The sequence below is a fragment of the Pseudomonas sp. McL0111 genome, assembly GCF_052567255.1.
In genome coordinates this window covers 5,960,977-5,986,368 of the sequence record NZ_CP199585.1, presented here as the reverse complement: position 1 = coordinate 5,986,368, position 25,392 = coordinate 5,960,977, and the positions used below count along the sequence as shown (strand labels likewise).

The window sequence follows — 25,392 nt, the reverse complement described above, 5'->3', positions numbered from 1 at the left end:
ATGATCGGAATGGATCGCCAGACCGGCCTACCCATATCCGGCATCGAGCACCTGCGCCAATCCATTGCCGACATCTTGAGCACGCCGCTGGACAGTCGCCGGCACCGTATGGAATACGGCAGCAAGCTACGGCGGTTTGTCGATTTGCCCATCAACGAAGGCTGGAAAAGCGCCGTACAGGCTGAGGTGGCCCGCGCTTTGGGGCGCTGGGAGCCGCGTTTGAAGTTGGATCAGGTGCGCGTCATTTCCGTTATTGGCGGGCAAATCAATTTGCAAATCGTCGGGAAGTACCTGGGCGACAGCGTCACGTTGGAGGTGGCCGCATGAGTACCGTAGATCTGACCTCGCTACCGGCGCCGACCGTGCTGGAGCCCCTGGACTTTGAAGAAGTTTATCAGGACGGGCTGAGCGTGTTTCGCGGGTACATGGGCGGTAACTGGACGGCCGCGCTGGAAAGCGATCCAGTGGTCAAAGTGCTTGAGGTCGGGGCTTATAACAAGGTCGGCAATCGCGCTCGAGTCAATGACGCTGGCAAGGCGCTGTTACTGGCACATGCCATACGCGGCGACCTCGATCACTTGGGAGCCAACGTCAATCTGCAGCGCCTGGTCATTCAGACTGCGGATCTGCTGGCAGTGCCGCCCGTGCCCGAGGTCATGGAGGACGACGATCCATTTCGCGAGCGCATCCAGTTGGCCTATGAGGGCTTGACCACGGCCGGCCCGCGTAACAGCTACATCTTGCATGCACGCAATGCCTCCGGGTTGGTCGCAGATGCTACGGCCGAAAGCCCGGCGCCTTGTTACGTCACGGTCACGGTGCTGGGTCTGGACGGGGAAGGCAAAGCACCGCCGGAGTTGCTGGCGGCGGTGGCCACCGCGCTGAATGATGATGACGTCCGGCCGGTCGGTGATCGGGTGACCGTGCAGGGCGCGCAGGTGATCCGCTACGAGATTGACGCCGTCTTGCATATGGCCGGTGCCGGCCCGGAAGCGGATGCCAGTTTGGCCGAGGCGAAGAGCCGCTTGGCAGCCTGGATCAATCCACGCAAGCGGCTGGGCGTCGAGGTCGCCCGCTCCGCTATTGACGCCCAGCTGCACGTTGCCGGCGTTGCCCGTGTTGAATTGGTCGGATGGCAGGATCTGGCCCCGACCAAGGCGCAGGCGGCTTTCTGTACGCGCTTCAACGTGAGGCTGGCGGGCTGATATGAAAAGTCTACTTCCGCTCAACAGCACGCAACTGGAACGGGCCATGGAGGCCGCGTTTTTCGAAAAGACAATTGTTCCTCTGCGCGACCTCTACAACGCTGATACCTGTCCGGTGCATTTACTGCCGCACCTTGCATGGGCGTGGTCGGTGGATCGCTGGGACTACCGCTGGACGGAAGCAACCAAACGCGCGGCGATCAAGGCGTCTTACTACATCCACAAGCACAAAGGCACCATCGGCGCGTTGCGCCGGGTGGTCGAGCCGCTTGGCTACCTGATCGAGATCGTCGAGTGGTTCCAGACGGTGCCTGAGGGTGTGCCCGGTACCTTCGCGCTGAAGGTTGGCGTGCTGGACACCGGTATCACCGAGGAAATGTATCAGGAGCTTGAGCGCCTGATTGACGATGCCAAGCCCGTCACCCGGCAACTGACCGGGCTGGCGATCAGCCTGGAAACTCAAGGCGATTTGAATATCGCCGTGTCCCTCTACGAAGGCGACGAAATCGACGTTTACCCGCCCGTCATGCGTGACATTGAGGTCACTGGCAGCTTTGGCGTGGTCGGTCGCGAACACACCATTGATACCCTGGACGTTTATTATGATTGATGCGAATTCGCAGTTTTTCGCGATCCTCACGAACGTGGGGATGGCCAAGCAGGCGAACGCCGACGCGCTCGGCATTCCCTGGCTGATCACGCAAATGGGCGTGGGTGACGCCAACCCGAACGGGCTGGCTGACCCGCCTAACCCGGTGCCGGCGGCCGGACAAACCAAGTTGCTCAACGAGTGGCGCCGCAAGCCGCTGAACCAACTGAAGATCGATCCGGTCAATCCGGCGGTGATCATCGCCGAGCAGATCATTCCAGCCGACGAGGGCGGTAAGTGGATCCGCGAAATCGGCCTCTACGATGCGGACGGCGATCTGGTAGCGGTGGCCAACTGCGCTCCGAGCTTCAAGCCGCTGCTGTCGCAAGGCTCGGGGCGCACGCAGATCGTGCGGATGAACTTCATTGTCACCAGCACGGGCAACATTCAGCTCAAGATTGACCCGGCGATTGTGCTGGCCTCGCGTGCCTACGTGGATGCGGCCATTCTGGAAGTTCTGCCGAAGACCAAAGCAGCGGGCCAATACACTCGCGTCAAGGTCAACGATCGTGGTGTTTTCATCTCGGGTGATAACCCGGAAACGCTCGCCGGGATGGGCATTAAGGACACTTACACCAAGACAGAAGTTGAGGCGATGATTGCGCAGGCCTCGGCACTGCCGGTCGGCGCAACGGTAGCGTTTCCGCTGGACAAAGTGGCGCCCGGGTTTCTGGAACTAGACGGTAGTGTTAAGAGCATCGCGGTTTATCCCGATCTGGCGGCATTCCTTGGCACGGCCTTCAATAAAGGCGATGAGGGTGCCGGAAATTTCCGCTTGCCGGAGTCGCGCGGCGAATTCCTGCGTGGTTGGGATCATGGTCGGGGCATCGACGCGGGTCGCGCGATTGGTAGCGCTCAGCTCGGCACACTTGCGGTATTCGACAGTATCTACACGGGCGCATCGGTCGACATTGTGCGCGGTTCTTCAGACGATGCTCAGGCGGACGTTTACCGCGCGGCGGACTATCCGGGTGTTGGGATCAGTTACACGACAGCGACTGTCAGCTTTAGCCCAAACCTGGCTGGCGGCGGCGTAACCCGCCCGCGCAACTTGGCGGTAATGTGGTGCATTAAGGCGTGGAACGCGCCGATCAATCAGGGAAGCATTGATGTTGCCGCGCTGGCTGCGATTGTTGAGCAAGTTTCTGTAAGGGGGTCGATGGTTGGCGCCTCGGGCGCTCGAATGACTGTGCCGGCGGCCTCTGCTACTGCAACTTTTATCGCTGACGAGGTGGTGGTACAGGATTCAGGCGGAAAGTCCTATCGGCTTAAAGGCTTCAGTCAGCCAATCAATCTGGCCTCGGCTGCAAAGGGTTTGGGCGCGATGGATGTTGGTCTGGCGCCAGTCAATGGCTATATCGCTTTGTACGCGCTGTACAACCCGGTGACGAACTTGCGCAGCATCATGGCCGTGAATGCAACGGTCGCGGCTGCGCCTAGTTTGTGTGCCGGAGTTCTGCCAGCGGGCTACACCGCCTCTGCCTTTCTGACGGTGGTTTCGACTGATGCGAGCGGTCAAATTAAATCAGTGTCTGTTGAAGGACGTAGCGTCACGATTTTTGCAGCTTTGGGCTACAACGGTGCGAGCGCATTAACCGCCGCACCTTTTTCTGTGGCTGGTGTGATCCCGCTTAATGCTGTGGCCTTTGATGGGTTGCTGTCGGTGTCAAGCAGCGCGTCTGGGGGGATATCGATGGATATCTATTCAACCGCTGGAGGCCTTGGATTAAAGAGAAATACCGGATCAATTCTTGCGGGTGGAACGAGTTCGATTGTGTTTGAAAACTTCAAGGTGGTGACGCCGCAAACGGCATACATTTCCACTAGCAACTCGACTGGCGGATCGCCGGCTTACACGGTCTACATCACTGGATATACGGTATGAAAAAATATATTCAGCTAATCGGTGGGGTTGGTTGCGCAGAATTCAGCTGTTTTCAGTCAGAGGAGTTTTGGCCTGGTGTGATCGAGGTCGCCGAAAGCGATCCGCGTTACCTAGCCTACGTTGAGTCGTTGCAGTCCATTCCTCAGGTTGATTCTGACGCGGTTGAACGGACTTGGCGCGATTCGGAGATTGTGCGGGTCGCTTGGGTGCGTGATCGACATCGAGATGAGGTCGAGTTGGCCATTGAAACCACGATTACGGCCGAGCAATACATCGATCTGTTGGCCTACATTCGGGCCTTGCGTGACTGGCCGGCCGGCGCTGAATTTCCGGCCAGCGCCCATCGGCCAACGGCGCCGGGGTGGATCACCGAGCAAGCCCAATAAACGCCCCGCAATGACGGGGCGTTTTCTTTTCCGCTACGCGTAACACCAACACCCTCACAGCCTCGCTTATGCGGGGCTTTTTCGTTTCTGGAGAACGAGCCTTATGAGTTTTTTCCACGGCGTCACGACCACGTCGGTCGACACTGGCGCGCGCACCATCTCGCTGCCGTCGTCATCGATTATCGGTCTGTGCGACACCTTCACACCTGGCGTTCTCGGCGGCGGTACGGCCAAGGCGGGCGAACTGAAGTTGATCACCACTGAGCGCGAAGCCATCGCCGCTTTCGGCCCTGACTCGGCGATCACCAAGGCCTGTCAGGCGATCTACGTCAAAGCCAAGGCGGTGATCGTTGCCATCGGCGTGCCCAAGCTGGAGGACGCGGCGCTGCAAACCTCGTCGATCATCGGCGGCGTTCTGGTCTCGGGTCAGCGTACCGGCCTGCAGGCGCTGCTCGACGGTAAAAGCCTGTTCAACGCACAGCCGCGGTTGTTGATCGCGCCGGGTCACACCGCGACTCAGGCGGTGGCCACGGCGCTCGATAGCCTGGCGCAGAAACTGCGTGCCATCGGCATCATCGACGGCCCTGGCACCACTGACGAGACCGCCATGGCCTACGCCGATAACTTCGGCAGTCGCAACCTGTTCATGGTCGACCCGGGCGTCAAGTATTGGGACACCCTCACCAGCAAGACTGTCGACGCCCCCGGCTCGGCTTGGGCGGCGGGGCTGTTCGCCTGGACGGATGCTGAGTACGGTTTCTGGGCTTCGCCATCGAACAAGGAATTGACCGGTATCACCGGAACCGGTCGCGCGGTCGAGTACCTGGACGGCGATGAAACCTGCCGGGCCAACCTGCTCAACAACGCCAATATCACCACGATCATTCGCGACGACGGTTATCGACTGTGGGGTAACCGCACGCTGTCGAGTGATCCGAAGTGGGCATTCGTTACCCGCGTTCGCACGTTGTTCATCCTCATGGACGCGGTGCAGGCCGGGCACAAATGGGCGGTCGACCGCTCGATCACCAAGACCTACGTGACCGATGTCACCAACGGTCTGGATGCGTTCATGCGCGACTTGAAAGCTCAGGGCGCAATCATCAACTTTGAAGTGTTCCCCGACACCGAATTGAACACGGCCAGCCAGATCGCCCAGGGCAAGGTGTATTGGCGCATCCGTTTCACCGATGTGCCGCCGGCAGAAAACCCGAATTTCCTTTTCGAAGTCACCGATCAATGGATGACCGAAGTGCTTGAAGCAGCCTAAGGGGGCGTAGCCAATGATTCCTCAGACTTTGTACAACACCAACCTGTTCGTCGACGGCGTGAACTTCTCCGGCGACGTGCCCAGCCTGACGCTGCCCAAGCTGACCACCAAGACCGACGAGTATCGCGGGGGCGGCATGGCCGGCCCCATCGAGATGGATCAGGGGCTTGAGAAAATGGAAGCCTCGTTTGTCACCAAAGGCGTGCGTCGTGAGTCGCTTAAATACTTCGGCCTGGCTGATGGCACGGCGTTTAACGCGACGTTCCGAGGTGCCTTCAAAGGCCAGAAGGGTGCGGTGACAGCGGTCGTTGCCACCCTGCGCGGTCGCCTCAAAGAGGTCGATCTCGGTGACTGGAAAGCGGGCGATGCTGCCGAGATCAAACACGCCGTAGCGGTCACTTACTACAAGCTCGAAATCGACGGGCGCCTGATGTACGAGATCGACATGGTCGCGGGCATTCAGGTGATCGACGGTACAGACCAACTCCTCGAAGTGCGCAATGCGCTCGGCCTGTAAGGATTAGATTCAGATGACTCAAGCAACCGCTAAAAACCTTCCGGCCTGGCTTTCGCTCAGTGCAGTCGGTGCCGTCGTGACGCTCTCCCGCCCCAGTCAAGCCAACAGCATCGACATTGAAACGTTGACCCTGCGGGCTCCGACCGTACGTGAGGTGCGAGCGGCCGACCGCGCCGCCAATGGTGACGACGAACAGCGCGAGCTGATGTTGTTCGCCGGTTTGGCCGAGGTCGGCCTCAAGGATCTGGAAGGCCTCAAGCTCACAGACTATCGACGCGTGCAGACGGCGTATTCGCACCTGGTGCCGTCCACTGATTACTCGACATCGACGCCGTCCTGGTTGTCGCTCACCACTGATCAGGTGCTGGTGTCGTTGTCGTGTCCGAGCGAAATCAACGGCGTAACGGTCGATAAGTTGGTCCTGCGTTCACCTACCGTGCGCGATGTTCGTGCGGCCAATCGTGACGCCGGCGGTGATGACGAACAGCGTGAGCTGGTGTTGTTCGCGTCGTTGTCCGGTGCCCCCGTGACTGATCTGGAGGGCCTCAAGCTGGTGGACTTCAACCGCTTGCAGGCCGGCTATTTTCGCATGGACAACGACGACGGGCTTTGACTCCAGCGTTATCAAGCTGGCCGCGAAACGTCTGGCAGCGGAGACCGGATTTTCCGCCGCCGAGATCCATTCGATGCCTTTCGCGGACATGGTGTGGTGGCTCACGGATTGAGCCAATTTTGGTAGTGCAGGGCACATGGGGGCCATGACATGGCAAATAAACTCGCCCTCGGGCTGGTGATCGGCGGCGCCGTCAGTTCGACGGTTGGCACCGCGTTCAAGGACGTCACCGGGCGCATCAAACGCCTCGAGGCGGAAGGCAATAAAGCGCGGGTGTTGCAGCGCACGATTGGCGACACGATCCGCCTGCGCGAAGAGTGGAAAAAGGCCCACGACACCGGCGCTGCCGGCGCATCCAAATTACTCAACCGTTTGAACTCGAACCTCGACAGCCTGAAAAAGCAGGGGATCGAGGTCAGCCGGTTGGAAAAAGCCTATCGCTCGATGGGGCAGACGGCCAACAAAGCCGAGCTGAAAGCCAAAGGACAACAGCAGATTGATTCTGGCGTAAAGGGCATGAAGGGCGCCGTCGGTGCAGCGGTGGTCGGTGTCGGTGCCATGGCAGTGCCGACCAAGGTCAGCGCTGATTTTGGCGCCATTGTGCGGGACATCGCGATCAAGGCCGGCATTGCCAACAAGCCGCAAGAGCAGGAGATGTCGCGCACTATTATCGACACCTCACGCGACACCGGCATGGCGCGCAACGATGTGGCCGATGTGGTGAACCAGTTGGTCGGTGCCGGCATGGAGCTGAGCAAGGCGCTGGAGTACGCGCCGGTCGCGGCCAAGTTTGTCGTGGGGCAGGGGTCCAGCGGTGTCGACACCGCCAAGATGATCAATGCCCTGGGGCAGAACGCCAAGATCACCGACGCCAAGCAGATGCAGCAGGCGCTGGAAGCCATTGCCTATCAAGGGCAGGCGGGCAGTTTTGAAGCGGCCGACATGGCCAAGTGGTTCCCGGAGCTGCTGGCCAACATGGCCAGCAACGGCATCACCGGCTTGGACGCGGTGACGCAATTGGGCGCCATGTTGCAGGTGCAGATGAAGCAGGCTGGCAGTTCGGACGAAGCGGCCAACAACCTGAAAAACTGGATGGGCAAAATTGGCTCGACCGACACGGTCAAGTCCTACGAAAAAGCCGGGATTGATTACAAAGGATCGATGCAGACCGGTTTGCAAAACGGTATGTCGACGCTTGAGACCAGCATGGCGCTGGCTCAGAAATACATTCAGGCGACCGATCCGGCGCGTGCGGCGAAAATGGCCGAGGCCACGGCAAAAATCAGTGAGCAGGCCGATCCGGAGAAGGCCAAGGCCATGATGGCCTCGCTCGAAGAATCCCTGCGCACCGGCGACCTGTTCGCCGACATGCAGGTCAAGGCCGCACTGTCGGCGTACATGCAAAACAAGGCGCTGTACAGCCAGCTCAAAAACGATTCGCGTGAGGCGTCCGGGATTCTCGACAAGAACCTCGCCGAGCGGCGTGAATCGTCGTCGCAGAAGTGGGCCGAGATGGCTCAGTCGATGGACGACGCCATGCGCAGCATCGGTGATGCGCTACGCCCCGTCACGGATACTGTCGCCGAGGCGCTGACCAAGGTCACCAAAGGCATCACCTCGCTGTCTGACAGCGCGCCCGGAGTCGTCGGTGGTATCGCCACGGTCGGTGCGGGCCTGATCGCCCTAAAAGGCATTTTCAGCACGATCAAGATCAGCAGGGGATTGATAAACCTTGCCCGGGGATCGCGGGGGGGCATGGATGTCGTTTCGCGGGTGAAGGAAGCGGCAGCAGGCAGTGGCCTTGGTACTGGAATTGACGCAGGTAACGACGGCGTGAAAAAGGTTTTCGTCGTCAATGCCACCGCTATGGGGGGCGGTGGCGGTGTGGATGCGTCGGGCGAGTCGCGCCGACGTGGACGCGGATCAAGCCGTAGTGCTCGGCGTCGGTCACTGCCTAGCCGGAGGGGGCCTCGTTCGTCTGCGCCTCGTCCACTCGTTCCGGTTTCTCGTCCGCCCGTCCCCATCCCACGACCCCCAGCTTCGATCCCACGGTCACCAGTCCCGTCCGTTCCAAGTGGTGCGGTGTCCAAGCTCGGCGCCGTCGCAGGAGCGGTCGGCAAGGTCGGAAAGGTAGCCAAGGTCATTCCTGGCGGCACGCTGCTGGAGTCTGGCGCGATGGCTTTTGAAACCTTTCAAAACGCCAAGACCAAGGATGAGAAGGCTGAGGGTTATGGCGCAGCTGCCGGCAATCTGGCTGGCACCATGGCCGGCGCCGCTGCTGGAGCTGCCATTGGTTCGGTGGTGCCGATCATCGGCACGGCCATCGGTGGTCTGATTGGTGCCTACCTCGGCAGTCAGGGCGGCGCGGCGTTGGGTGGCTCCCTCGGTAAATCGCTGTTTGGTGGCGAGGACGAAAAGCCCGAGCAAGTGGCAAAGGCACCGGTACCGAGCACGCCACTCATGCTTGTATCAGCGGCTCAGCAAGGTCCGGTGCTGGGAGACGTCGCACGCTCGATGGCGGTAACGGCGCCGCTCAAATCGGCGGCGCTGGCCATTCAACCCAAGGAGCCAGAAAAGCCGGTACCGGCCAAGGTGGATCAGCAGTTTCAGTACTCACTGAGCATGCCGGTCACGGTGCAGGGCGATGTCAAAGATCCGCAACGCCTGGCACAGGATCTGATGCCGCACATGCAGCGAATGATGGAAGGCGCTGCAAAACAGAATGCCGCCAAGCTGTACGACGAACCCCATGTGTAAGGAGGCCTCATGGCTTATATGGAAAGCATGCAATCGAGCCTGAAGTATTTGGTGGAAGCGGCTGAGACCGGGCGACGCAGTGCGGACGGCATGCTGATGCCGGTCAACGGTGCGATTCGCGAACTGACCGGCGCGGCGTCCGAGCTGGAAAACATCCCGTTCGTGGGGCCAGCCATCGGCGCCAAACTTCAGCGGGTCATGCGCGGCGTTGATGCGGCTCAGGCAAAAGTCGGTCAGGTGGTGGCAGTGTACGGCCGCGCCACCCGGGCGGCGGCCGAAGTGCAGGAGCGGCTGGGTACGTTGAAGGAACAGGCGGGCAAGGCGGCCACGGCGATCAACAACGTTGCCGGCAAGGTCAGTCCGTCGCTGGCCAACATCGTGCCCACCAGTTCCTTTGCCGTGGATGCCACGCCGGCGCCGGAAGCGGTGAAGCCGTTTCCGCACCTGATGATCATCCAGCCGCGCGACCCGAAGATAGAGCCGTATTACTTCAACCTGGACACGGCGGCTTTTGACGAGCTGAGTCGCTCGACCGAATTCCGCTGGGCTTCGCAGGAGCGGCTGACGCGCCGGCCGGCGAAGCAAGCCATCGGCATGGGTGATGAAAAGCTGACGCTCAAGGGCACGATTTACCCGGGCTTCAAGGGTGGCTTGAAGCAGCTCGACGCCCTGCGTTCTATCGGCGCCAGGCTTCAGCCGCTGACCCTGACCACGGGTTATGGCGAGGTGATCGGGACGTGGTGCCTGAAAAACATCAATGAGGAACAGTCGGCGCTGCTACACGGCGGGATTGCTCGCAAACAGGGTTTCACTTTGGAGTTTGAGCGCTATGGCGACGACATGCAGGACGTCTGATGGCGACATGCTCGATGTCATTTGCAACAACGTTTACGGCCATTTGAATGGCAGCGTCGAAGCCGTGCTCGATGCGAATCAGGGGCTGGCCGATGAGCCTCAGCCGTTCCGGTTGGGCGTGGTCATCGTTCTGCCAGATCTGCCCAGCCCGATAGAGGAGGGCGTCTCGCTCTGGAACTGATCAGCTATAGTCAACGTGTAGCCCTTGAAGCACTTGCAGCTACATCCCCTTCAGAACCCGCCTCGGCGGGTTTTTTTTCGGAAAAAATTCATGACCCCGATGTTTCGAATCGTCGCCGATGGGGCCGATGTCACGGCCAAGATCAATGATCGGCTGTTGTTGCTGCGCACATCTGACAAGCCGGGCATGGAGTCCGATGAGTTTGAATTACGTATCGACGACCGTGATGGTCAGGTGAAATTGCCACGACGTGGCAGCGCCATCGAGATCTACCTGGGCTATGCCGAAACGGCCTTGGCGCGGATGGGCAGCTACACGGTGGACACGGTCGAAGTATCAGGCCCGCCGGATACCATCGTGATCAAGGGCAAGGCCAGTGACATGCGGGGCAGCGGCAAGACCATCCGCAGCGGGAGCTGGGAGGATGTGCCGTTGTCGAAAATTGTGGCCGACGTTGCCGCGCGCAATGGCTGGCAGCCGGTGTGCCCAGTGTCGACCAAGGTCGCCCGGGTCGACCAGCTCAACGAGTCCGATTTTAATTTCATTACCCGGCTGGCCAAGCAATACGACTGCACGGCCAAGGTGGCCGACGGCAAGCTATTGGTGATGCCGCGCCAAGGTGGCCAAACAGCCAGCGGCAAGTCGTTCGGCGCCATCACCCTGACGCGCAGCGACATCAGCCGCTGGCAATTCAGTCTCGGAGATCGCAACTCGCACAAGGCCGTGGCCACTAAACATCAGGACAAAAAGAACGGCAAGCTCGCGGTGGTTACCATCGACAACGATGATGCGCCGGACGGGCTGCCGGCAGTGCATACCGACCGTCATATCTACCCGAACAAAACTGCTGCAGAAGCGGCGGCCAAGGCCCGTCTGTCAGCGTTCAATCGCTCGACTGCCGATGTGCGGCTTGAGATGCCCGGCCGCACGGACATCTTCGCCGAGCGTCCCATTATCGCGCAGGGTTTCAAGGTCGGGCTTGATGGCGAGTACCTGGCGGATTCGGTAGAGCAGGTGTTCACCCAGTCCGGCTGGTCGACCACCGTCGAATGCAATGCCGGCAAAGCAGGTAAATCCAAGGGTAAGAAAAAGAAAGAGGTAAAACCACCACTCAAGGTGGTGAAAATCGAGAAGCAGTAGCCGCATCCCATCGCCGCCTGAGTGCGGTTTTTTTATGTCTGGAGTTTGTATGTCTATCACTGAACAGCAGCTGCAACGCATCATGCCCAACGCCCGCCGCCAAGCGGGCGTTTTTGTATCCGCCCTCAACGCAGCCATGGCTCATCGGCAGATCAACACTTCGAAACGCCAAGCCGCGTTTCTGGCGCAAGTCGGTCACGAGTCGGGTCAGCTGCAGTATGTGCGGGAGTTGGGCGGCGATCAGTACCTGAGCAAATACGACACCGGCAACCTGGCTGCGAAATTGGGCAACACCCCAGCTGCGGATGGCGATGGCCAGCGCTATCGCGGTCGCGGCTTGATTCAGGTCACTGGCCACGACAACTACTTACGTTGCAGCTTGGCGCTGTTCGGTGACGAGCGATTGCTGCGCACGCCTGAACTGCTGGAGCTGCCGCAGTGGGCCGCCGAGTCGGCCGCATGGTTCTGGTCGGTGAATGGGCTGAATGCGCTCGCCGATCTAAACGAATTCAACACGATCACTCGCCGGATCAACGGTGGTCTCAATGGCCTGCAGGATCGGCTGGAGTTGTGGGGACGGGCGAGGGCGGTGCTATGCGTCTCGGCGAACTGATTCCGGCGCCGTATAGGCTGCTGGCAAAAGGCGTGCTGCTGGTCGTCATGGTCGGCGTTTCTGTGACCGTGACCTGGCAAGTACAGGATTGGCGCTACGGCAAACAGCTCGCAGAGCAGGCCCGACTCCACACCGAAACCCTCAACCAACTGAATCAGGCCTCTGCCGCGCAGCAGCGTGCCGAACAGGACAAACGCCTCGCGCTCGAGCAGCGCCTGGCCACCAGTGAACAGAACCATTATCGAGCCTTGAGCGATGTCCAACTTGATCAAGGTCGCCTGCGCGACCGCCTTGCCACTGCTGATCTGCGCTTGTCAGTCCTACTCGACGCCACCACAGGCGCTGGCAACGGATCGGTGTCAGCCGCCACCGCCACCGGCGGCGTGGTTCATGGCCCCACAAGAGCCGAACTTGACCCAGCGCATGCTCAACGAATTATCGGCGTCACCGATGACGGCGACCGGGGGCTGATTGCCCTCGCGGCCTGTCAGGCATACGCCAAAGAAGTCTCAACACTGAAGTGAAAAAAGAGCGGCCGGTCCGGATGCGTCAACATCCGGACCGGCCGCCGTCCCTGCAGATGATCCCTGCAAGTCCAGCCAAGGCTCTTGCTCCGTGCACAAAGCGCGGCGAGCCTGGCACCTGTTTATCCATACAGTAAAGGTCTTGCTATCAATGTCTACACCCATCATCCCTTGGATGGGCGGCAAACGCCGCCTGGCCGACCGCCTCATTCCGCTTTTTCCGCCACACGAATGCTACGTTGAAGTCTTTGCCGGCGGTGCCGCGCTGTACTTCATGAAGCCCCAGCCATCGCCCGTCGAAGTCCTCAACGACATCAACGGCGATCTGGTCACGCTTTACCGCGTCGTGCAGAACCACCTCGAAGAGTTTGTGCGCCAATTCAAATGGGCACTCAGCTCGCGGCAGGTGTTCGAATGGCAGAAAATGACCCGCCCAGAAACCCTCACCGACATCCAGCGCGCCGCCCGATTCTTCTACCTGCAGCACCATGCCTTCGCCGGCAAGGTCTCCGGTCAGACGTTCGGCACCGCGACCACTGCACCGGCCATCAACCTGCTGCGCATCGAGGAAAACCTCTCGGCCGCGTGGCAGCGCCTGTCCGGCACCTACGTCGAAAACCTCCCCTGGCTTGACTGCGCAGAACGCTACGACCGTGCTCACACCTTCCATTACATGGATCCGCCTTATTGGCAGACCGCCGGGTACGGCGTGGACTTTCCATTCGAGAACTACGAACGGATGGCCGACTTCATGCGCCGCTGCAAAGGCAAGGTGATGGTCAGCATCAACGACCATCCGGACATCCGCCGAGTGTTCGAGGGCTTTCACTTCGAGACCTTGGACATCCGCTATACAACGGTTAACCAGCGACAGGGAAAGGCCGAGGTCAGCGGGGAGTTGGTAATCATGAATTGGAAGCCGGAATCTTTGGGAGGCTTGTTCTAGATGACTTTTAGTTCTCCGTTGATTTACGTTAGCAGTGGCTATCTGGCGTTGCGCTATTATTGCTGGGAGCAAATTTGTCAACCATCATTGTCATTCATCAAAATGATAAGCCTCTATGGACAAGCGACTGGCTGGACTTTCTTTTCTAATGACCTTGGGATGGGTAACCATCGTGTTGTTGGTGATGTACTGGATGTCGCAGTGAGGTACCGGCGATGGATGATTTAGTGCTGAATGACAAGATGAAGCGAGAGGCTGAGCGGCTTCTCGCACATATTCAGCGTGCGGACTCGATGATCATTGCCGTAAAAGCGGGTGCGAGAGCGGATGGCTTCGTTCTCGGCATGGAAGTCGCTGGTGGTCTGAGAGCGGGTGATGCTGAGCGGCTTTACATAGTTTTCGAAACAGCGCTTGAAGTGCGGCTCAAGGCTTTGTCAGCTGTTTAGAAAAGTCTTCACTGGGTGTCAACTAGCACGGCCTTATCAATTCTGATCCTTGATTACGAACATTCCCGACGGCCCTATCAACCTTGAACCATTCGAAAGCTTCTGTCGGTTCACCCTGAAGTAAGACCAATTGTTCTGCGCGCTCTTTAGACGTGGCCGGGTCTAACCACTCCCGAGCCAGCTCTGGTGAAAGCGTCACTGGGCGTCGGTCATGAATATCCACCATGCCGCCTGCACTGTCGGCAGTGATGATTACAAAACCGTCGTGCTCACCTGGTGGATGTTCTGCATTGGGGTACTGACCTATCGCGGCGCAGAGAATGGGTGAGCGGTCCTCCCGACGGATGAGATACGGCTGTTTTTTGGGTCCGCCTTCGTCAACCCATTCGAACCAATTGTTGATGGCAACGATTGCCCGATGTGTCCATATGGATCGGAAGAATGGACCATGAGCCACTTTTTCGACGCGGGCATTGATTGGGGCAGCCCGGTCTTTTGCCCAGTGTGGACGCCACCCCCAACGAACCATGTCCGCTTGCAGGTACTGACCCTCTAAGTGAAGGAGCGCGAGTTGCGTGGACGGCGCAGCGTTGTATCGTTCGAACGGCACGTCTCCGGTGTGATTGACAAAGGGGTTCGGCATGCTCAATGCCGCGACAAAGTCATGAATGCCATCGTACTGCGAAAGCCGCCCGCACATACCTTGCCCGCCTATCAGATATTTCCTATAGAAATTGACCGCAAAGCGTTCTGAAAGTTAACTGTACATTCGTACAGTATCGGAAGTCGTGCGTTATGAGCTTTTCAATCTTGGGCCAGGTTGCTGCGGCCGGCCGGAAGTTACCTTTGTGCCTTTTTCAGGTGCCTGCGGGCTTTCCCTCACCGGCGGCTGATCACATTGAGGCGCACATATCACTTGATGAGGTTTTGAACATCCGCGCTCCTCACGTTTATCTTGTGAAAATCACCGGAGAGAGCATGCAGGGAGCGGGGATTTTCGACGGTGATTTGGCAGTGGTGGATCGCTCCCTGGAGCCAATTCATGGGCACATCGTCGTTGCGTTGTTGAATAATGATCCACTTTGCAAACGACTGTGTATCCGGGGGAAAGAAGTGATTTTGCTTTCCGAAAATCCGAAGTATCCGCCTCGCTACGTACTGGAAGGGGACGAATTGGCGATCTGGGGCGTGATCATCGGTAGCGTGCGCAGTCATGTCTAAAGCGAAGCCAGTATTCGGACTCATTGACTGCAATAGCTTTTACGCCAGTTGCGAGCGCGTATTTCGCCCTGACCTGGCTAAGGTTCCCATCGTGGTGTTGTCCAACAACGACGGGTGCGTAATTGCTCGAAGTTACGACGCCAAGCCTTTCGTTAAAATGGGCGAGCCGTACTTCCAGATCAAACGCAAGCTCAAGCAGCACGGTATCGTTGCGTTCTCATCGAATTACGCATTGTACGGCGATATCAGTGAGCGGGTGATGACCCTGATTGAGTCGATGGTCCCTCAGGTTGAGGTTTACAGCATCGATGAGGCTTTTACCGATCTCTCCGGAATCAAAGACCTAGATGTGCTGGGCCGGCAGATCCGTAGCCAGGTATTGCGCTGCACCGGCATTCCGGTCGGAGTGGGTATCGCTCCTACCAAGACTCTGGCCAAGCTCGCCAACCACACCGCCAAACGATTGCAGGCCCAAACCGGTGGAGTCGTGAATATTTGCGACCCGGTGAAACGTGATTGGGTGCTACGAAACACGGACGTGGGCGAGGTGTGGGGTGTTGGTCGCCGTATGAAAATGCACCTGGATGCTATGGGCATAAAGACCGCCATGGACTTGGCCAAGGCTGATGCCTGGTCGCTTCGAAAGAACTTCAGTGTGGTAATTGAAAAGACCGCCCGTGAGCTTGGTGGTACTTCGTGCCTGGAACTGGATGAGCCTAGCCTGCCAAAACAGGAGATTTGTTGTAGCCGGATGTTTGGCATACGGCTTAAAGAATTGCCGCCAATCAAGGAGGCAGTGGCTACCTACATGATGCGTGCGTCAGAGAAGCTCCGTGCCCAGAAGTCGCTATGCAAGAAAATTCGGGTGAGTATTCGCACCGGAATGTTTAACCCCGATGAGGCTAAATATGCGAATGGTGTTGTCGTGGATTTGCCTTACCCAACTGATGACGTTCGACTACTGACCAAGGCTGCGGTTGATGCGCTTGATCGCGTGTTTCGCCCTGGGTTCAGTTACAGCAAAGCCGAAGTCATGCTAATGAGCCTGTGCCAGGTAGGTGAATACACGGACGATCTGTTCGCCACCACTCAGTCTACTGAGGTGACAAGGATGATGGCCGTGCTGGACGAAATTAATGGACGCTGGGGGAGGGGGACGCTCCGGTCCGCTAGTGTGCCGAGCAATCCAGATTGGGGTATGCGGCGGGAAATGATGAGCCAAAGCTACACAACGCGATTGGATCAACTGTGGACAGTTGACTGTAGATAGTGAGCGACGGCGCTTTCATTTTAAGGTTTGCCATCTATTCAAGCGCAGTCTTGGAGCGAAGCAATCCTTTGCTTTTCTCCAGGGTCTCTGTCTCGCAAATACGTCGTATCGTGGGATTCGACCTTATGCCCCAATGTCTACGATATTGGTGTTTCCGGAGGACGCGGTTCAGCCGGATTCTCAACGTGTTTCGATGAGGCCATAAGATCCGGGGGTACAAGGTCCACTGCATCTTCCTCTCCCAAAGTGCTGTAGCGGTCACGCAAATCACGCAGCTCCTTGGTATCCAGATGATCTAAGGACAAGAAGGCGTTCTGGGCGTCCTTTGTCGCGCGGATCAATTCATCGAGCTTCAAGTGCAAGATATCGTTATCCCTGTTCTGCGTGTTCTGGATGAGGAACACCATCAAAAAGGTGATGATCGTGGTCGACGTGTTAATGATCAGTTGCCAAGTGTCGTTGTAGTGAAAGTACGGTCCCGTTGTCGCCCAAGCAAGGATCAGCAAGATCGCTGTGAGAAAGGTTTTTGAGCTGCCGGCCCAGTTCGAGAGGGCTTGGCAAAACTTTGCGAATTTCATGACTACGAATCCCAGTGGTAGATGATTCTTGGACCATTAAAGATCGCTGAAATTCTTTGTTACACCTCACAAGCACTTTCCAAATGTTTTTCACATACACCGCGCAAACCTCGATAGCGGTTGAGCGGTTGAGTAACGAAAAAGTTTGCAGTGAATTCGTTGAAGGCAGACGACTGGCGATAAATTTTAAAAAAACTCCTATGGAAAGCCGTTTGTCGCAGTGACTGGAAACAAATTGCAATTAGTAACGCAGCAATTGCTTCAGATGTCTGTGGGTTCGCATTCGATCTATCTCGAATGAGCATCGAGCCTCGCCTGACCTGAGGAGATTTGTCATGTTTCTACATAACAAGCGACTTCAATACACCGTGCGTGTAGCCGAGCCTAATCCAGGCTTGGCCAATCTGTTATTGGAGCAATTTGGCGGCGCACAGGGAGAACTCGCGGCGGCGTCGCGCTACTTCACCCAAGCGCTGGCTGAGGATGATCCAGGCCGAAAAGACCTGCTGATGGACATCGCCACCGAGGAACTAAGTCATCTTGAAATCGTAGGTTCCATCATCGTCATGTTGAATAAGGGCGCTAAAGGCCGAATGGCCGAAGGCGTTGAAGAGGAAGGTGAGTTGTACCGTGCCATAAACGGTGCCGGCAACGATTCGCATATCACCAGTCTGTTGTATGGCGCCGGGGCGCCGCTCACCAATTCGGCGGGGGTGCCATGGTCGGCAGCCTATGTCGACACAATCGGTGAGCCCACCGCCGATTTCCGTTCAAACATTGCCGCCGAGGCCCGCGCCAAAATCGTCTACGAACGGCTTATGAACGTGACGGACGATCCTGGCGTGAAAGAAGCTCTGGGGTTCCTCATGACTCGAGAAATCGCCCACCAACTGTCCTTCGAAAAAGCCTTGCACGCTATTCAGCCAAACTTCCCGCAAGGCAAGCTTCCAGGCATGCCGGAGTTCACGAACGTGTACTTCAATATGTCCCAAGGGGAGGGCAGCACACGTGGCCCTTGGAATCAGGGCGATGATTGGGAATTCGTGGAAAACCCAGCGCCCGCGGTGGACGGCGGTGACGGTTCCGCGAGTGTTCAGCTCAGCCCCGAAGAAGACGCACTGCTACTGGATATGAAGGCGCGCACCTTGTCCGACCCGGACAGTAACCCTATCACCGGCGCCGATCTGGGCGCGGGTGTTCAGGGGCAACCAGAAGCTTGATGGTGAGCACCGCACGCCGCAACGGCGTGCGGTTTTTCAATCAATACAATCCGAGGTACACAACATGACTTCGACTTCCGACGTTTCCAACAATGACTTGGCGCAGTCCTTGTCCAATCGGTTTAACGATATCGCTGCATCCTATGATCGTTCCGCGATGCGGATCGCACAAACGTTGCGACAATCAATGGTCAGCTCCAACGGGAAACAGTCAGCCGGACGTTAGGAGGCTCCATGTCACTTTATTCATCGACTATGAGAACGCCACTGAGGACCTGGTGGGGCATGGCGTTCAGTGGCGGTTGGCCAGGATTGCTTTTTTGGGCGACTCTTCTGCTGGTAACTGGTTTATTGCTGATCAGCGGATATGCCGCGCTGGTAGGAGCCGATAAGGAAAATCTGCGGCTGGCAGTGTGGGGTGGCCTGTCCGGATTTGGTGCGACCGCCTTGGGTGCAGTGGTGGCGATCATCCTGCGCGATATTGCCTCTCGCACCCAAGACATCATGCTGGGGTTTGCCGCCGGGATGATGCTGGCGGCCAGTTCTTTCTCACTGATCCTGCCGGGCATCGAGGCGGCCCAAGCGCTGTGTGGTAACCAGCTACTGGCAGCCTGTGTTGTCGTGTTTGGACTGGCGTTGGGTGTCGCACTGATGATTGGCCTGGATCGATTCGTGCCTCATGAGCACCAGGAAAGCGGCAGGCGCGGACCTGACTCTCAACGCATCAATCGCGTTTGGCTATTCGTCTTGGCCATCACCCTGCACAACCTGCCGGAGGGCATGGCAATCGGCGTCAGCTTCGCCAGCGGCGACATGAAAGTGGGCCTGCCGCTGACGACCGCCATCGCCATTCAAGACATTCCGGAGGGCCTCGCCGTCGCACTGGCGTTGCGGGTTACCGGTATCACGGCGTGGCGGGCAGCGCTGATCGCCATCGGTTCCGGTTTGATGGAGCCTTTAGGCGCAGTGGTAGGGCTAGGGGTGTCGAGCGGTTTCGCCTTGGGCTATCCCATCGCTCTGGGTCTCGCTGCCGGGGCGATGATTTTTGTCGTGTCACACGAAGTCATTCCGGAGACGCACCGCAACGGCCATGAGACGCCTGCAACACTCGGCCTGATGCTGGGATTCGGGGTAATGATGTTCCTTGATACCGCATTGGGTTAATGGATAAACACTTCATCTGCGTAACGAAAAATTCTTGGAACGCCTATTCAAATTGTTGGGTCAGTTTCCATGAACGCCACGATGGCAGGCTCGTTAAACGATCGCCGCCTCGGGTAAACATCAAGTGACCAGAAGGAAGGTAGAAATGGCTAGAAAAACTGTTGAAGACCTGTTTGTTCATGAACTTTCAGATGTTTACAGCGCCGAGAAGCAAATTACTAAAGCATTGCCACGCTTAGCGCGGGCCGCGACCAACCCATTGCTTGCCGAAGCCTTCACCTCGCACCTTGAGGAAACCCAAGGCCAAATTGAGCGTATCGATCAACTGGTCGAATTGACCGGACTGAAGCTCAAGCGCATGAAATGCGTTGCGATGGAAGGCTTGGTCGAAGAGTCCAAGGAGCTGCTCGACGAAATTGACAAAGGCGCGGTGCTGGATGCGGCGCTGATCGGTGCGGCGCAAAAGGTCGAGCACTACGAAATCGCCAGTTACGGTACGCTGATCGCGATGGCCAGGCACCTGAAACTAGACGATGCAGCCACGTTACTCGCTGCTACTTTGGCGGAAGAGAAAGGGGCTGACGAGAAGCTGTCGAAGATTGCCGAGCAGGGTGGTAACCAGGCGGCGACGCTCGAAAAATAACGACGCTGTGATTGAAGTCGGTATGTGCGCGACGGCGACTTGGGACGCCGTCGCGCCCTTAAAACAAGCCGATTGTCGTGCGGTTTGAACCTTAAACATTGTCTGTTCGCCCAAGCTATACGAACGACGGAGGTGCATGATGCAAACACAATATTTTTGGATCGCTTGTGCAGTCATTGTTCTGCTACTGGACCTGTGGGCAGTGAACAGTGTGATGAGAAGCGACAAGTCCTCCGGGATGAAAGCAGGCTGGACAGCGCTAATATTCCTGGTCCCATTACTCGGGGTGGTGATATGGGGTGTAGCAGGTCCGAGAGGTATCACAAAAGGTCCATCCTCTCCGGAACACAGCAAGGGGTGACACAGTTCGTTATGCCATTCCCGAGGTAAAAGCTTTGCCAAGAATCCTGACCTCCCAGATGGGCGAAGCTGATCTGACCGAACACAATGCCAAGATGTTCGGGTCGCCCAAAGAACGATTGGAATTTTATCGTCGTGAGATTCATTACGAAACGTCGATATTAGCCAACCGCACCGACGCCTATTTGGCAGCACAGTCTTTTTTGGTGATCGCATTTGCGTCTTGTATGGGAAACCTAAACCCGGAGTGGGGTAAGCTCTTTACGCTGATCGTGCCTCCCTTTCTCGCGCTGCTTGGATTACTTAGCACTCTCAACGCTTGGCCCGGTATTCGAGCGGCTTACGACATCATTGATCATTGGTACTACAAGCAAAGTGAGCTGTTGAGAAGCGAGCCTGTGATGGGCATGGCGTATGACGAGTCACCACTGTTTTGTGAACGAGAGTCCACCCATAAAGGCTATCGTAAGGCGCTGTTGTTTTCCGTGCGCACACCGTGGATTTTTGCAACATTCTGGATCGTGCTCGGAATCTGGGCTGTGGTTATCCAGATCACAAAACCGTTCGGTTAGACCTTGTTCAGTTGAGCTGTCAGTCACTGTTGAACGCTGAAGGATCACGGCAACGGCGAGTTTATAAGTTGCCCGCGAATGCGCAGCAGATCCTGCTGCGCTTCAATACGTTTAGCATCGGCCAATGCTTTAGCCTCAGTGAAACGCTCCCAAGAAACAGTACTCGTCGAGTCGCCCTCAAGTAGGCTGTAGGCATAAGCCTCCAGCCGGTCCGCTTCGAAAAAAAGTGCAGCGTTACGCGCCAATTCATCGTCCCCCTGCGGGGCGGCAGGTTTATTCGTGTGCTGGCTCATGATGACACAGCCTCCGTCCAATCTACTTTGGTGGTCTCCCGCCATCTCACATCCGTCACGCCAAACCTTTCAGCCATGGGCTTACTGAAAACCTTAAGGGGCGGCTTTCCGGGTTTTGGGATAGGCGCCAGATCGGCGTCGCAGCATGCCCAATGCCAAGCATCAGCGTTTCCCATTTTTGGAGAACGAATGACGAACGATTTCGGCTTCCCATGAAGCCGGTATTCAATGACGTACAGATCAGTGCGATTCATGAGGCCTCCTTTTGCTCATATGCAAAGGAGCGATCCTCAGCTGAAAAATTCCAAAAAAATACCTGTTCACCTTTCCGTGTCGTCCCTCGATCCCGACCGAAAACCATCCAACATTTGCAATAGATCTTTCCTCTGGTCGGCTCCGCTGAACTGTGCATAAATTTACGGGCTCAACCGACAAACCATGTCGAAGAGTCGACGCCATGAATCCCTGCAAATACGTTTTCTCTACCCACCAAGAAGAAAAGCTTCGCGCCTATGATCGTTGGCATCGGGCGTTGGAGGACGGGCCACTAAGAAGAGATTGCCCGGATGCCTACCACGATGAGCTGCTTCGCCAGGCTGATGAAATGGATCGGCTCGGTATCGTGACGTGGCAGGAGTGGCGAGAACTGCGAGCTGAGGCTGATCAGGCTTATTTACGTGCCGTCGCAGGAGACGACTACCACGACTGCTCAAGAATCAATTACAGCCGATGAGATCCATTGCTCAACAATACGGGGGAAGTGGGTATGGCCATTGCTGACCTCACTGTTACCTATCTCCGCGAGCACGCACTGCGATTGACGACTGCCGAGTCGTGTACTGCAGGTAAGATCGTCACATTACTGTCTGAGGTAGAAGGCAGCGGCGAATTGATTGAAAGTGGGTATGTAGTCTATTCGCCAGGGGCAAAGCAGCGCTTATTGAATGTCAGTCCCAGCACCATCGAGACGTTCAACCTGACCAGTTGTGAGGTAGCTCGAGAAATGGCACTAGGTGCATTACGCGACAGCCCTGCGAACGTTGCTGTTGCAACCACCGGTATCTTGGGCCCAGACGATGTCGACGGCATACCGGCGGGCACCATTTGTTTTGCATGGGCCTTTCAAACCGAACAGGGACAGAGTGTATTTACTCGCCAGCTTCGCTTCTTCGGTTCTCGCTGTGATGTACAGCTCATGGCCGCAGAGCATGCCCTTGAATCGGTAGCCCATTTCCATGCCCGGACACTCGCCGGCGAACGAGCCTAAGAGTGGTGCGGCTTTTGCAGCCACGATTAACTCCGAATAGGTCTAAGGCATGCACAGAGAAGGCGTAGTCTGAAGACGTCGTCACTCTGCCAAGCGGCTTCGGGTAATGGCATTACAATGAATCCAATAAAGCACGAGTGTCTTGGCTGACTCCTGCCTAAAGGGGTCGCTATGTTGTCCATTCTTGAAATCCGCCACATCATTGAGTCGGCGTTTCTGCCACTTGCATGCAAATGTGCGGTTGAGCCGCAGGGCTCACTCCAAGCGCAGATATTCGATCCTATTTCAGGCCAGGTTGAATTGCTGGTAACGGGAATTTCAATCAATCGCCTGACAGGGAAACAAGCAATCACAAAGCTCATTGATGAGGTTCGGGAAGAACTCAAACTTGCTCATGCGGAGAGATCTTGGCCGCGCGAGAGAGCGTCGAGTTGAATATGCCTCTGTCCAGAAGCTGACTTTCATGCATCAAAGAATTCGGATGCACATCCAAGCGGCCTAGGAATTCCGTAGTCGCATAATTACGTCGGTAATGGCTTTTGCATTTGTGTCCAAGGTTGCCATGGCCGCGCCTGCGTTTTCCGCAACATTGTCTACGCCGCTGTCTGAAAGCCATTTCGTAACCTCTTCTATCGCCGCCGCCAAAGCATGCTGGTTCTGCAGAAGCAATGTCAGAGCATCTGCCGCGGCAATGTTGGAATTTGAGTCAAATGGCATGAAGTCGTCCTTGGAGTTTGGTTCGCTCAAGCCTAGATCATTGCGTCGCTAGTGAAGTTCAGTATGCAAAAAAACTCAAAATCACGCATTTTTATAGGAAAATGAGGGGATTGCGTTTTACTGAGGTTGCTGTCAAGGAGAGATCCGAACTCCCAACCCTTACAACCCTTTAGCCAACATTTGCACATACGCCCATTCCTCCTTGATAGCCTGTTCGCTAGTACCGATATTGCGCTAGGCGGGCAGCAATTGTCGCATGCTTAAAAATTGCTACAACACATCGCAGTTGCGTGACCTTAACCAATCAGCCCGGGGGGACGCGGGCTACTGCACCCAATCCATCATCGGAGCCAGCCAGCGGCCGCTTTCGGCCATTAACTGCCCGTCACGAATGACAGTAATGGCCAAAAAACGAGGCTCAATGCTCAGCTCTCCCGCACAGGCATCTGCCCTGTGCATTGATTGCTGCTTTAAAGCTTCTCGACATCAGGCAAGACGAAGCTCTTATCAAAGACTGACTTCTCTGGGCCATAAAACCGAAAGAACAGGAAAAAATCACGACCCGACGTGGGCACCCAATTATTCTCCTGCCCGGCAGGTGCTTTTGCCGCCAGGTACAGGTCGACGCTGCCATCGGCGTTGAGTTTCATCTTGTCCTTGTCGTAACTGGACAAGCCACCGCGCTCCAATTCATTCGGAATGTAGGACTTGCTGTCCAGGTCGTAGGCGACCAGTGCCCAGAAGTCCTTGGCCGGAACGTCTTTGGGCACACGCATGCGGTAGACGCCATCGCCCTTGAACAAGTTGCCTTGGGCGTCGCGAAGCGAGCACAGGTAAAACACCCCTCCGCCCTCAAGACTTTTCGGCAGGAACGTCGCGCCGTAGAACATCCCTCCCGCACGATCATCGTAATAAAGCGTGGTATCGGTTTCGTAGGTAAAAGCTTCGAGGTGTTTGGGATCAATCGCTAGGTAGCCCCATTGGCGATCTGGATAGAACTTGGACATGGCCTTGCCCCAATCCTCGAAAAACGCTTCAAGGATGGCACGAGCGTCCACCACGGACTGCTTGAGGATCGTTGTTGTGCGCTCATCCGGCTTGAAGGCTTTGCCTGGCGCAATGCCCAGACTGTCGAGCATGCCCATCATTACCTTGTCCCGTTCGCGCACGGGTTCGACGTCGAGCAAGTCGACGATGTAGAGGTAAAAGCGCATGTCATAATGCGGCAGGCTGTCCCAAGCTTTGGTAAAGCCGTCGACAAAGCGAGTAGTCGGCGCGTCTGCCTTTGCCAGCGGATAAATTTTCAGCCGATGCGAGTAGGCCTCTGCATCCTCATCGGTTGCTGCGCCGCGCTTCACCGAACGCAGCATCATATTCAAGCGATAGCTCAGCGACGGGACATGCAGATAACCCGCAGGCAGCTCGCCTTTCCAGTCGGGCGGGGTAAACAGGTATTTGCCACCGGTACCTTTGTCCGCGCCGGAGGGGCCGATGTCCGCAATACTCACTTGCCAGGCATCAACCACCTGACCATACAGCAGCGATGTAGCGTTCGAAGGCGGAACTTCCATCACCACCGGGCCATTGCGCAGATCAAAGAACGCAAAAACATAAGGTACTTGGGCATTGGACGTCAGCAGTTCATGGCGCGGTTGCGCCGGGTGCGAGAAAGCGATGACATCGTGATAGGTGACGCCGTAGGCCTTGAACGCGCTCTCGCGAAAGAAAGCCATGCTCACGGCAGGCATGGCCCAGATGACCGACTCGATGCCCCGCTGGTAAGCCTGTTGCTCATCCCAGCTTTTGGCCGGTGAGGGCCTGAAGGCGCGGAAAGCCAAATCTTGCGCAGAGGTTGTCTTCAATCCTTCGGCATTGGGCGTTAATGACTCCGCGAAAGCCGTGTTACGGCCAAATGCCGCCACCGCCGCCACCAGGAACAATTTGTTGAATTGCCGCTTTGTCACTTCCATGCCGAGCCCCTAATGCAAAAATGGAGATTCCAAAACTCTGTTCTTCGTCAACGCGAACGATGCCGAACAAAGCAGTGGGTCACTATAGGCTTCATTGCCCCCTCAATACCTATTGATATGCCGGTCAGGC

General features: G+C 57.0%; 32 protein-coding genes and 1 pseudogene. 27 read left to right on the top strand and 6 right to left on the bottom strand.

Features of this window, described 5'->3' with window-relative positions; translation table 11 throughout:
* From ACTWLJ_RS26905 to ACTWLJ_RS26825, 17 genes and pseudogenes are all read left to right on the top strand, one after another.
* Window positions 1-327 carry a GPW/gp25 family protein gene (locus ACTWLJ_RS26905; RefSeq protein WP_445179167.1) on the top strand — a complete coding sequence of 109 codons (327 nt, stop codon included), beginning with the start codon at window positions 1-3 and terminating at the stop codon, window positions 325-327.
* Window positions 324-1,205, top strand: coding sequence for a baseplate assembly protein (locus tag ACTWLJ_RS26900; RefSeq protein ID WP_445179166.1), 882 nt, complete (start codon window positions 324-326; stop codon window positions 1,203-1,205). The genes ACTWLJ_RS26905 and ACTWLJ_RS26900 overlap by 4 nt, the downstream gene beginning before the upstream one ends.
* A gap of 1 nt (window position 1,206) precedes the next feature.
* Window positions 1,207-1,815 (top strand): phage tail protein I, encoded by a 609-nt coding sequence (locus ACTWLJ_RS26895; protein ID WP_445179165.1) that lies wholly within the window; start codon window positions 1,207-1,209, stop codon window positions 1,813-1,815.
* On the top strand, window positions 1,808-3,739 hold the full coding sequence (locus tag ACTWLJ_RS26890; protein ID WP_445179164.1) for a phage tail-collar fiber domain-containing protein: 1,932 nt from the start codon (window positions 1,808-1,810) through the stop codon (window positions 3,737-3,739). Before ACTWLJ_RS26895 ends, ACTWLJ_RS26890 begins: the two co-directional genes overlap by 8 nt.
* 77 nt (window positions 3,740-3,816) lie before the next feature.
* Window positions 3,817-4,125, top strand: coding sequence for a phage tail assembly chaperone (locus ACTWLJ_RS26885; RefSeq protein ID WP_445179163.1), 309 nt, complete (start codon window positions 3,817-3,819; stop codon window positions 4,123-4,125).
* A 103-nt stretch (window positions 4,126-4,228) separates the two neighbouring features.
* Window positions 4,229-5,395, top strand: a complete 1,167-nt coding sequence (locus ACTWLJ_RS26880) for a phage tail sheath subtilisin-like domain-containing protein (RefSeq protein WP_445179162.1) — start codon at window positions 4,229-4,231, stop codon at window positions 5,393-5,395.
* 13 nt (window positions 5,396-5,408) lie between these two features.
* Window positions 5,409-5,912: a phage major tail tube protein gene (locus tag ACTWLJ_RS26875; RefSeq protein ID WP_401211059.1), complete on the top strand. Its 504-nt coding sequence runs from the start codon at window positions 5,409-5,411 to the stop codon at window positions 5,910-5,912.
* Window positions 5,913-5,925: 13 nt separating this feature from the next.
* Window positions 5,926-6,201, top strand: a pseudogene (locus ACTWLJ_RS26870) (phage tail assembly protein); the annotation flags it as partial.
* A 12-nt stretch (window positions 6,202-6,213) separates the two neighbouring features.
* Entirely contained in the window at window positions 6,214-6,525 is a 312-nt protein-coding gene (locus tag ACTWLJ_RS26865) for a phage tail assembly protein (protein ID WP_445181424.1), read from the top strand.
* 150 nt (window positions 6,526-6,675) lie between these two features.
* Window positions 6,676-9,282 carry a phage tail tape measure protein gene (locus tag ACTWLJ_RS26860; protein ID WP_445179161.1) on the top strand — a complete coding sequence of 869 codons (2,607 nt, stop codon included), beginning with the start codon at window positions 6,676-6,678 and terminating at the stop codon, window positions 9,280-9,282.
* 9 nt (window positions 9,283-9,291) lie between these two features.
* On the top strand, window positions 9,292-10,137 hold the full coding sequence (locus tag ACTWLJ_RS26855; RefSeq protein WP_445179160.1) for a phage tail protein: 846 nt from the start codon (window positions 9,292-9,294) through the stop codon (window positions 10,135-10,137).
* Complete coding sequence (locus ACTWLJ_RS26850) at window positions 10,112-10,318, top strand: tail protein X (RefSeq protein ID WP_445179159.1); 207 nt, start codon at window positions 10,112-10,114, stop codon at window positions 10,316-10,318. The genes ACTWLJ_RS26855 and ACTWLJ_RS26850 overlap by 26 nt, the downstream gene beginning before the upstream one ends.
* Before the next feature lie 90 nt (window positions 10,319-10,408).
* Window positions 10,409-11,458, top strand: a complete 1,050-nt coding sequence (locus tag ACTWLJ_RS26845) for a phage late control D family protein (RefSeq protein WP_445179158.1) — start codon at window positions 10,409-10,411, stop codon at window positions 11,456-11,458.
* Between the two features lie 49 nt (window positions 11,459-11,507).
* The gene (locus tag ACTWLJ_RS26840; protein WP_445179157.1) at window positions 11,508-12,071 is read left to right on the top strand and encodes a glycoside hydrolase family 19 protein; all 564 of its coding nucleotides are present in this window, start codon (window positions 11,508-11,510) and stop codon (window positions 12,069-12,071) included.
* Window positions 12,053-12,595: a lysis protein gene (locus ACTWLJ_RS26835; RefSeq protein ID WP_445179156.1), complete on the top strand. Its 543-nt coding sequence runs from the start codon at window positions 12,053-12,055 to the stop codon at window positions 12,593-12,595. The genes ACTWLJ_RS26840 and ACTWLJ_RS26835 overlap by 19 nt, the downstream gene beginning before the upstream one ends.
* Window positions 12,596-12,746: 151 nt before the next feature.
* The gene (locus ACTWLJ_RS26830) at window positions 12,747-13,541 is read left to right on the top strand and encodes a DNA adenine methylase (protein ID WP_445179155.1); all 795 of its coding nucleotides are present in this window, start codon (window positions 12,747-12,749) and stop codon (window positions 13,539-13,541) included.
* A gap of 215 nt (window positions 13,542-13,756) precedes the next feature.
* The gene (locus ACTWLJ_RS26825) at window positions 13,757-13,987 is read left to right on the top strand and encodes a hypothetical protein (protein WP_445179154.1); all 231 of its coding nucleotides are present in this window, start codon (window positions 13,757-13,759) and stop codon (window positions 13,985-13,987) included.
* Between the two features lie 22 nt (window positions 13,988-14,009).
* Here the strand turns inward: ACTWLJ_RS26825 and ACTWLJ_RS26820 are convergent, their stop codons facing one another.
* A complete protein-coding gene (locus tag ACTWLJ_RS26820; protein WP_445179153.1) occupies window positions 14,010-14,687 on the bottom strand; it encodes an SOS response-associated peptidase family protein in 678 nt (225 codons plus the stop codon).
* 95 nt (window positions 14,688-14,782) lie between these two features.
* Here ACTWLJ_RS26820 and ACTWLJ_RS26815 point away from each other — a divergent pair, with 95 nt between their 5' ends.
* Complete coding sequence (locus ACTWLJ_RS26815; RefSeq protein ID WP_445179152.1) at window positions 14,783-15,208, top strand: LexA family protein; 426 nt, start codon at window positions 14,783-14,785, stop codon at window positions 15,206-15,208.
* The gene (umuC, locus tag ACTWLJ_RS26810) at window positions 15,201-16,478 is read left to right on the top strand and encodes a translesion error-prone DNA polymerase V subunit UmuC (RefSeq protein ID WP_445179151.1); all 1,278 of its coding nucleotides are present in this window, start codon (window positions 15,201-15,203) and stop codon (window positions 16,476-16,478) included. Before ACTWLJ_RS26815 ends, umuC begins: the two co-directional genes overlap by 8 nt.
* A gap of 137 nt (window positions 16,479-16,615) precedes the next feature.
* On the opposite strand, the gene ACTWLJ_RS26805 is transcribed toward umuC, so the two are convergent.
* On the bottom strand, window positions 16,616-17,056 hold the full coding sequence (locus tag ACTWLJ_RS26805) for a low affinity iron permease family protein (protein ID WP_445179150.1): 441 nt from the start codon (window positions 17,054-17,056) through the stop codon (window positions 16,616-16,618).
* A gap of 335 nt (window positions 17,057-17,391) precedes the next feature.
* Between ACTWLJ_RS26805 and ACTWLJ_RS26800 the strand changes: the two genes are divergently transcribed.
* The 5 genes from ACTWLJ_RS26800 to ACTWLJ_RS26780 all read left to right on the top strand — a co-directional run bounded on the left by ACTWLJ_RS26800 (window position 17,392) and on the right by ACTWLJ_RS26780 (window position 21,015).
* Window positions 17,392-18,276, top strand: coding sequence for a manganese catalase family protein (locus ACTWLJ_RS26800; protein ID WP_445179149.1), 885 nt, complete (start codon window positions 17,392-17,394; stop codon window positions 18,274-18,276).
* Window positions 18,277-18,531: 255 nt separating this feature from the next.
* Entirely contained in the window at window positions 18,532-19,440 is a 909-nt protein-coding gene (locus ACTWLJ_RS26795; protein WP_445181423.1) for a ZIP family metal transporter, read from the top strand.
* A gap of 145 nt (window positions 19,441-19,585) precedes the next feature.
* A complete protein-coding gene (locus tag ACTWLJ_RS26790) occupies window positions 19,586-20,083 on the top strand; it encodes a YciE/YciF ferroxidase family protein (protein WP_445181422.1) in 498 nt (165 codons plus the stop codon).
* Between the two features lie 139 nt (window positions 20,084-20,222).
* A complete protein-coding gene (locus ACTWLJ_RS26785) occupies window positions 20,223-20,444 on the top strand; it encodes a PLDc N-terminal domain-containing protein (RefSeq protein ID WP_445181421.1) in 222 nt (73 codons plus the stop codon).
* Between the two features lie 34 nt (window positions 20,445-20,478).
* The gene (locus ACTWLJ_RS26780; protein WP_445179148.1) at window positions 20,479-21,015 is read left to right on the top strand and encodes a hypothetical protein; all 537 of its coding nucleotides are present in this window, start codon (window positions 20,479-20,481) and stop codon (window positions 21,013-21,015) included.
* A gap of 44 nt (window positions 21,016-21,059) precedes the next feature.
* On the opposite strand, the gene ACTWLJ_RS26775 is transcribed toward ACTWLJ_RS26780, so the two are convergent.
* Together ACTWLJ_RS26775 and ACTWLJ_RS26770 are read right to left on the bottom strand one after the other, a co-directional pair.
* Window positions 21,060-21,308 (bottom strand): hypothetical protein, encoded by a 249-nt coding sequence (locus ACTWLJ_RS26775; protein WP_445179147.1) that lies wholly within the window; start codon window positions 21,306-21,308, stop codon window positions 21,060-21,062.
* Complete coding sequence (locus ACTWLJ_RS26770; protein ID WP_445179146.1) at window positions 21,305-21,562, bottom strand: DUF6555 family protein; 258 nt, start codon at window positions 21,560-21,562, stop codon at window positions 21,305-21,307. The genes ACTWLJ_RS26775 and ACTWLJ_RS26770 overlap by 4 nt, the downstream gene beginning before the upstream one ends.
* Window positions 21,563-21,765: 203 nt before the next feature.
* Here ACTWLJ_RS26770 and ACTWLJ_RS26765 point away from each other — a divergent pair, with 203 nt between their 5' ends.
* From ACTWLJ_RS26765 to ACTWLJ_RS26755, 3 genes are all read left to right on the top strand, one after another.
* Entirely contained in the window at window positions 21,766-22,041 is a 276-nt protein-coding gene (locus tag ACTWLJ_RS26765) for a hypothetical protein (RefSeq protein ID WP_445179145.1), read from the top strand.
* A gap of 33 nt (window positions 22,042-22,074) precedes the next feature.
* Window positions 22,075-22,575, top strand: a complete 501-nt coding sequence (locus ACTWLJ_RS26760) for a CinA family protein (protein WP_445179144.1) — start codon at window positions 22,075-22,077, stop codon at window positions 22,573-22,575.
* 171 nt (window positions 22,576-22,746) lie between these two features.
* Window positions 22,747-23,010 carry a DUF1652 domain-containing protein gene (locus ACTWLJ_RS26755; protein ID WP_445179143.1) on the top strand — a complete coding sequence of 88 codons (264 nt, stop codon included), beginning with the start codon at window positions 22,747-22,749 and terminating at the stop codon, window positions 23,008-23,010.
* A gap of 63 nt (window positions 23,011-23,073) precedes the next feature.
* Here the strand turns inward: ACTWLJ_RS26755 and ACTWLJ_RS26750 are convergent, their stop codons facing one another.
* Window positions 23,074-23,292: a hypothetical protein gene (locus ACTWLJ_RS26750; protein WP_445181420.1), complete on the bottom strand. Its 219-nt coding sequence runs from the start codon at window positions 23,290-23,292 to the stop codon at window positions 23,074-23,076.
* A gap of 470 nt (window positions 23,293-23,762) precedes the next feature.
* Window positions 23,763-25,262, bottom strand: coding sequence for a DUF1254 domain-containing protein (locus ACTWLJ_RS26745; protein ID WP_445179142.1), 1,500 nt, complete (start codon window positions 25,260-25,262; stop codon window positions 23,763-23,765).
* Between the last annotated feature and the right edge of the window lie 130 nt (window positions 25,263-25,392).

Coding starts and splice junctions, on each gene's coding strand:
- ACTWLJ_RS26905 (WP_445179167.1), top strand. CDS start 1: ATGATCGGAATGGATCGCCAGACCGGCCTACCCATATCCGGCATCGAG.
- ACTWLJ_RS26900 (WP_445179166.1), top strand. CDS start 324: ATGAGTACCGTAGATCTGACCTCGCTACCGGCGCCGACCGTGCTGGAG.
- ACTWLJ_RS26895 (WP_445179165.1), top strand. CDS start 1,207: ATGAAAAGTCTACTTCCGCTCAACAGCACGCAACTGGAACGGGCCATG.
- ACTWLJ_RS26890 (WP_445179164.1), top strand. CDS start 1,808: ATGATTGATGCGAATTCGCAGTTTTTCGCGATCCTCACGAACGTGGGG.
- ACTWLJ_RS26880 (WP_445179162.1), top strand. CDS start 4,229: ATGAGTTTTTTCCACGGCGTCACGACCACGTCGGTCGACACTGGCGCG.
- ACTWLJ_RS26875 (WP_401211059.1), top strand. CDS start 5,409: ATGATTCCTCAGACTTTGTACAACACCAACCTGTTCGTCGACGGCGTG.
- ACTWLJ_RS26860 (WP_445179161.1), top strand. CDS start 6,676: ATGGCAAATAAACTCGCCCTCGGGCTGGTGATCGGCGGCGCCGTCAGT.
- ACTWLJ_RS26855 (WP_445179160.1), top strand. CDS start 9,292: ATGGCTTATATGGAAAGCATGCAATCGAGCCTGAAGTATTTGGTGGAA.
- ACTWLJ_RS26850 (WP_445179159.1), top strand. CDS start 10,112: ATGGCGACGACATGCAGGACGTCTGATGGCGACATGCTCGATGTCATT.
- ACTWLJ_RS26845 (WP_445179158.1), top strand. CDS start 10,409: ATGACCCCGATGTTTCGAATCGTCGCCGATGGGGCCGATGTCACGGCC.
- ACTWLJ_RS26840 (WP_445179157.1), top strand. CDS start 11,508: ATGTCTATCACTGAACAGCAGCTGCAACGCATCATGCCCAACGCCCGC.
- ACTWLJ_RS26835 (WP_445179156.1), top strand. CDS start 12,053: ATGCGTCTCGGCGAACTGATTCCGGCGCCGTATAGGCTGCTGGCAAAA.
- ACTWLJ_RS26830 (WP_445179155.1), top strand. CDS start 12,747: ATGTCTACACCCATCATCCCTTGGATGGGCGGCAAACGCCGCCTGGCC.
- ACTWLJ_RS26825 (WP_445179154.1), top strand. CDS start 13,757: ATGGATGATTTAGTGCTGAATGACAAGATGAAGCGAGAGGCTGAGCGG.
- ACTWLJ_RS26820 (WP_445179153.1), bottom strand. CDS start 14,687: ATGTGCGGGCGGCTTTCGCAGTACGATGGCATTCATGACTTTGTCGCG.
- ACTWLJ_RS26815 (WP_445179152.1), top strand. CDS start 14,783: ATGAGCTTTTCAATCTTGGGCCAGGTTGCTGCGGCCGGCCGGAAGTTA.
- umuC (WP_445179151.1), top strand. CDS start 15,201: ATGTCTAAAGCGAAGCCAGTATTCGGACTCATTGACTGCAATAGCTTT.
- ACTWLJ_RS26805 (WP_445179150.1), bottom strand. CDS start 17,056: ATGAAATTCGCAAAGTTTTGCCAAGCCCTCTCGAACTGGGCCGGCAGC.
- ACTWLJ_RS26800 (WP_445179149.1), top strand. CDS start 17,392: ATGTTTCTACATAACAAGCGACTTCAATACACCGTGCGTGTAGCCGAG.
- ACTWLJ_RS26795 (WP_445181423.1), top strand. CDS start 18,532: ATGAGAACGCCACTGAGGACCTGGTGGGGCATGGCGTTCAGTGGCGGT.
- ACTWLJ_RS26790 (WP_445181422.1), top strand. CDS start 19,586: ATGGCTAGAAAAACTGTTGAAGACCTGTTTGTTCATGAACTTTCAGAT.
- ACTWLJ_RS26785 (WP_445181421.1), top strand. CDS start 20,223: ATGCAAACACAATATTTTTGGATCGCTTGTGCAGTCATTGTTCTGCTA.
- ACTWLJ_RS26775 (WP_445179147.1), bottom strand. CDS start 21,308: ATGAGCCAGCACACGAATAAACCTGCCGCCCCGCAGGGGGACGATGAA.
- ACTWLJ_RS26770 (WP_445179146.1), bottom strand. CDS start 21,562: ATGAATCGCACTGATCTGTACGTCATTGAATACCGGCTTCATGGGAAG.
- ACTWLJ_RS26765 (WP_445179145.1), top strand. CDS start 21,766: ATGAATCCCTGCAAATACGTTTTCTCTACCCACCAAGAAGAAAAGCTT.
- ACTWLJ_RS26760 (WP_445179144.1), top strand. CDS start 22,075: ATGGCCATTGCTGACCTCACTGTTACCTATCTCCGCGAGCACGCACTG.
- ACTWLJ_RS26755 (WP_445179143.1), top strand. CDS start 22,747: ATGTTGTCCATTCTTGAAATCCGCCACATCATTGAGTCGGCGTTTCTG.
- ACTWLJ_RS26750 (WP_445181420.1), bottom strand. CDS start 23,292: ATGCCATTTGACTCAAATTCCAACATTGCCGCGGCAGATGCTCTGACA.
- ACTWLJ_RS26745 (WP_445179142.1), bottom strand. CDS start 25,262: ATGGAAGTGACAAAGCGGCAATTCAACAAATTGTTCCTGGTGGCGGCG.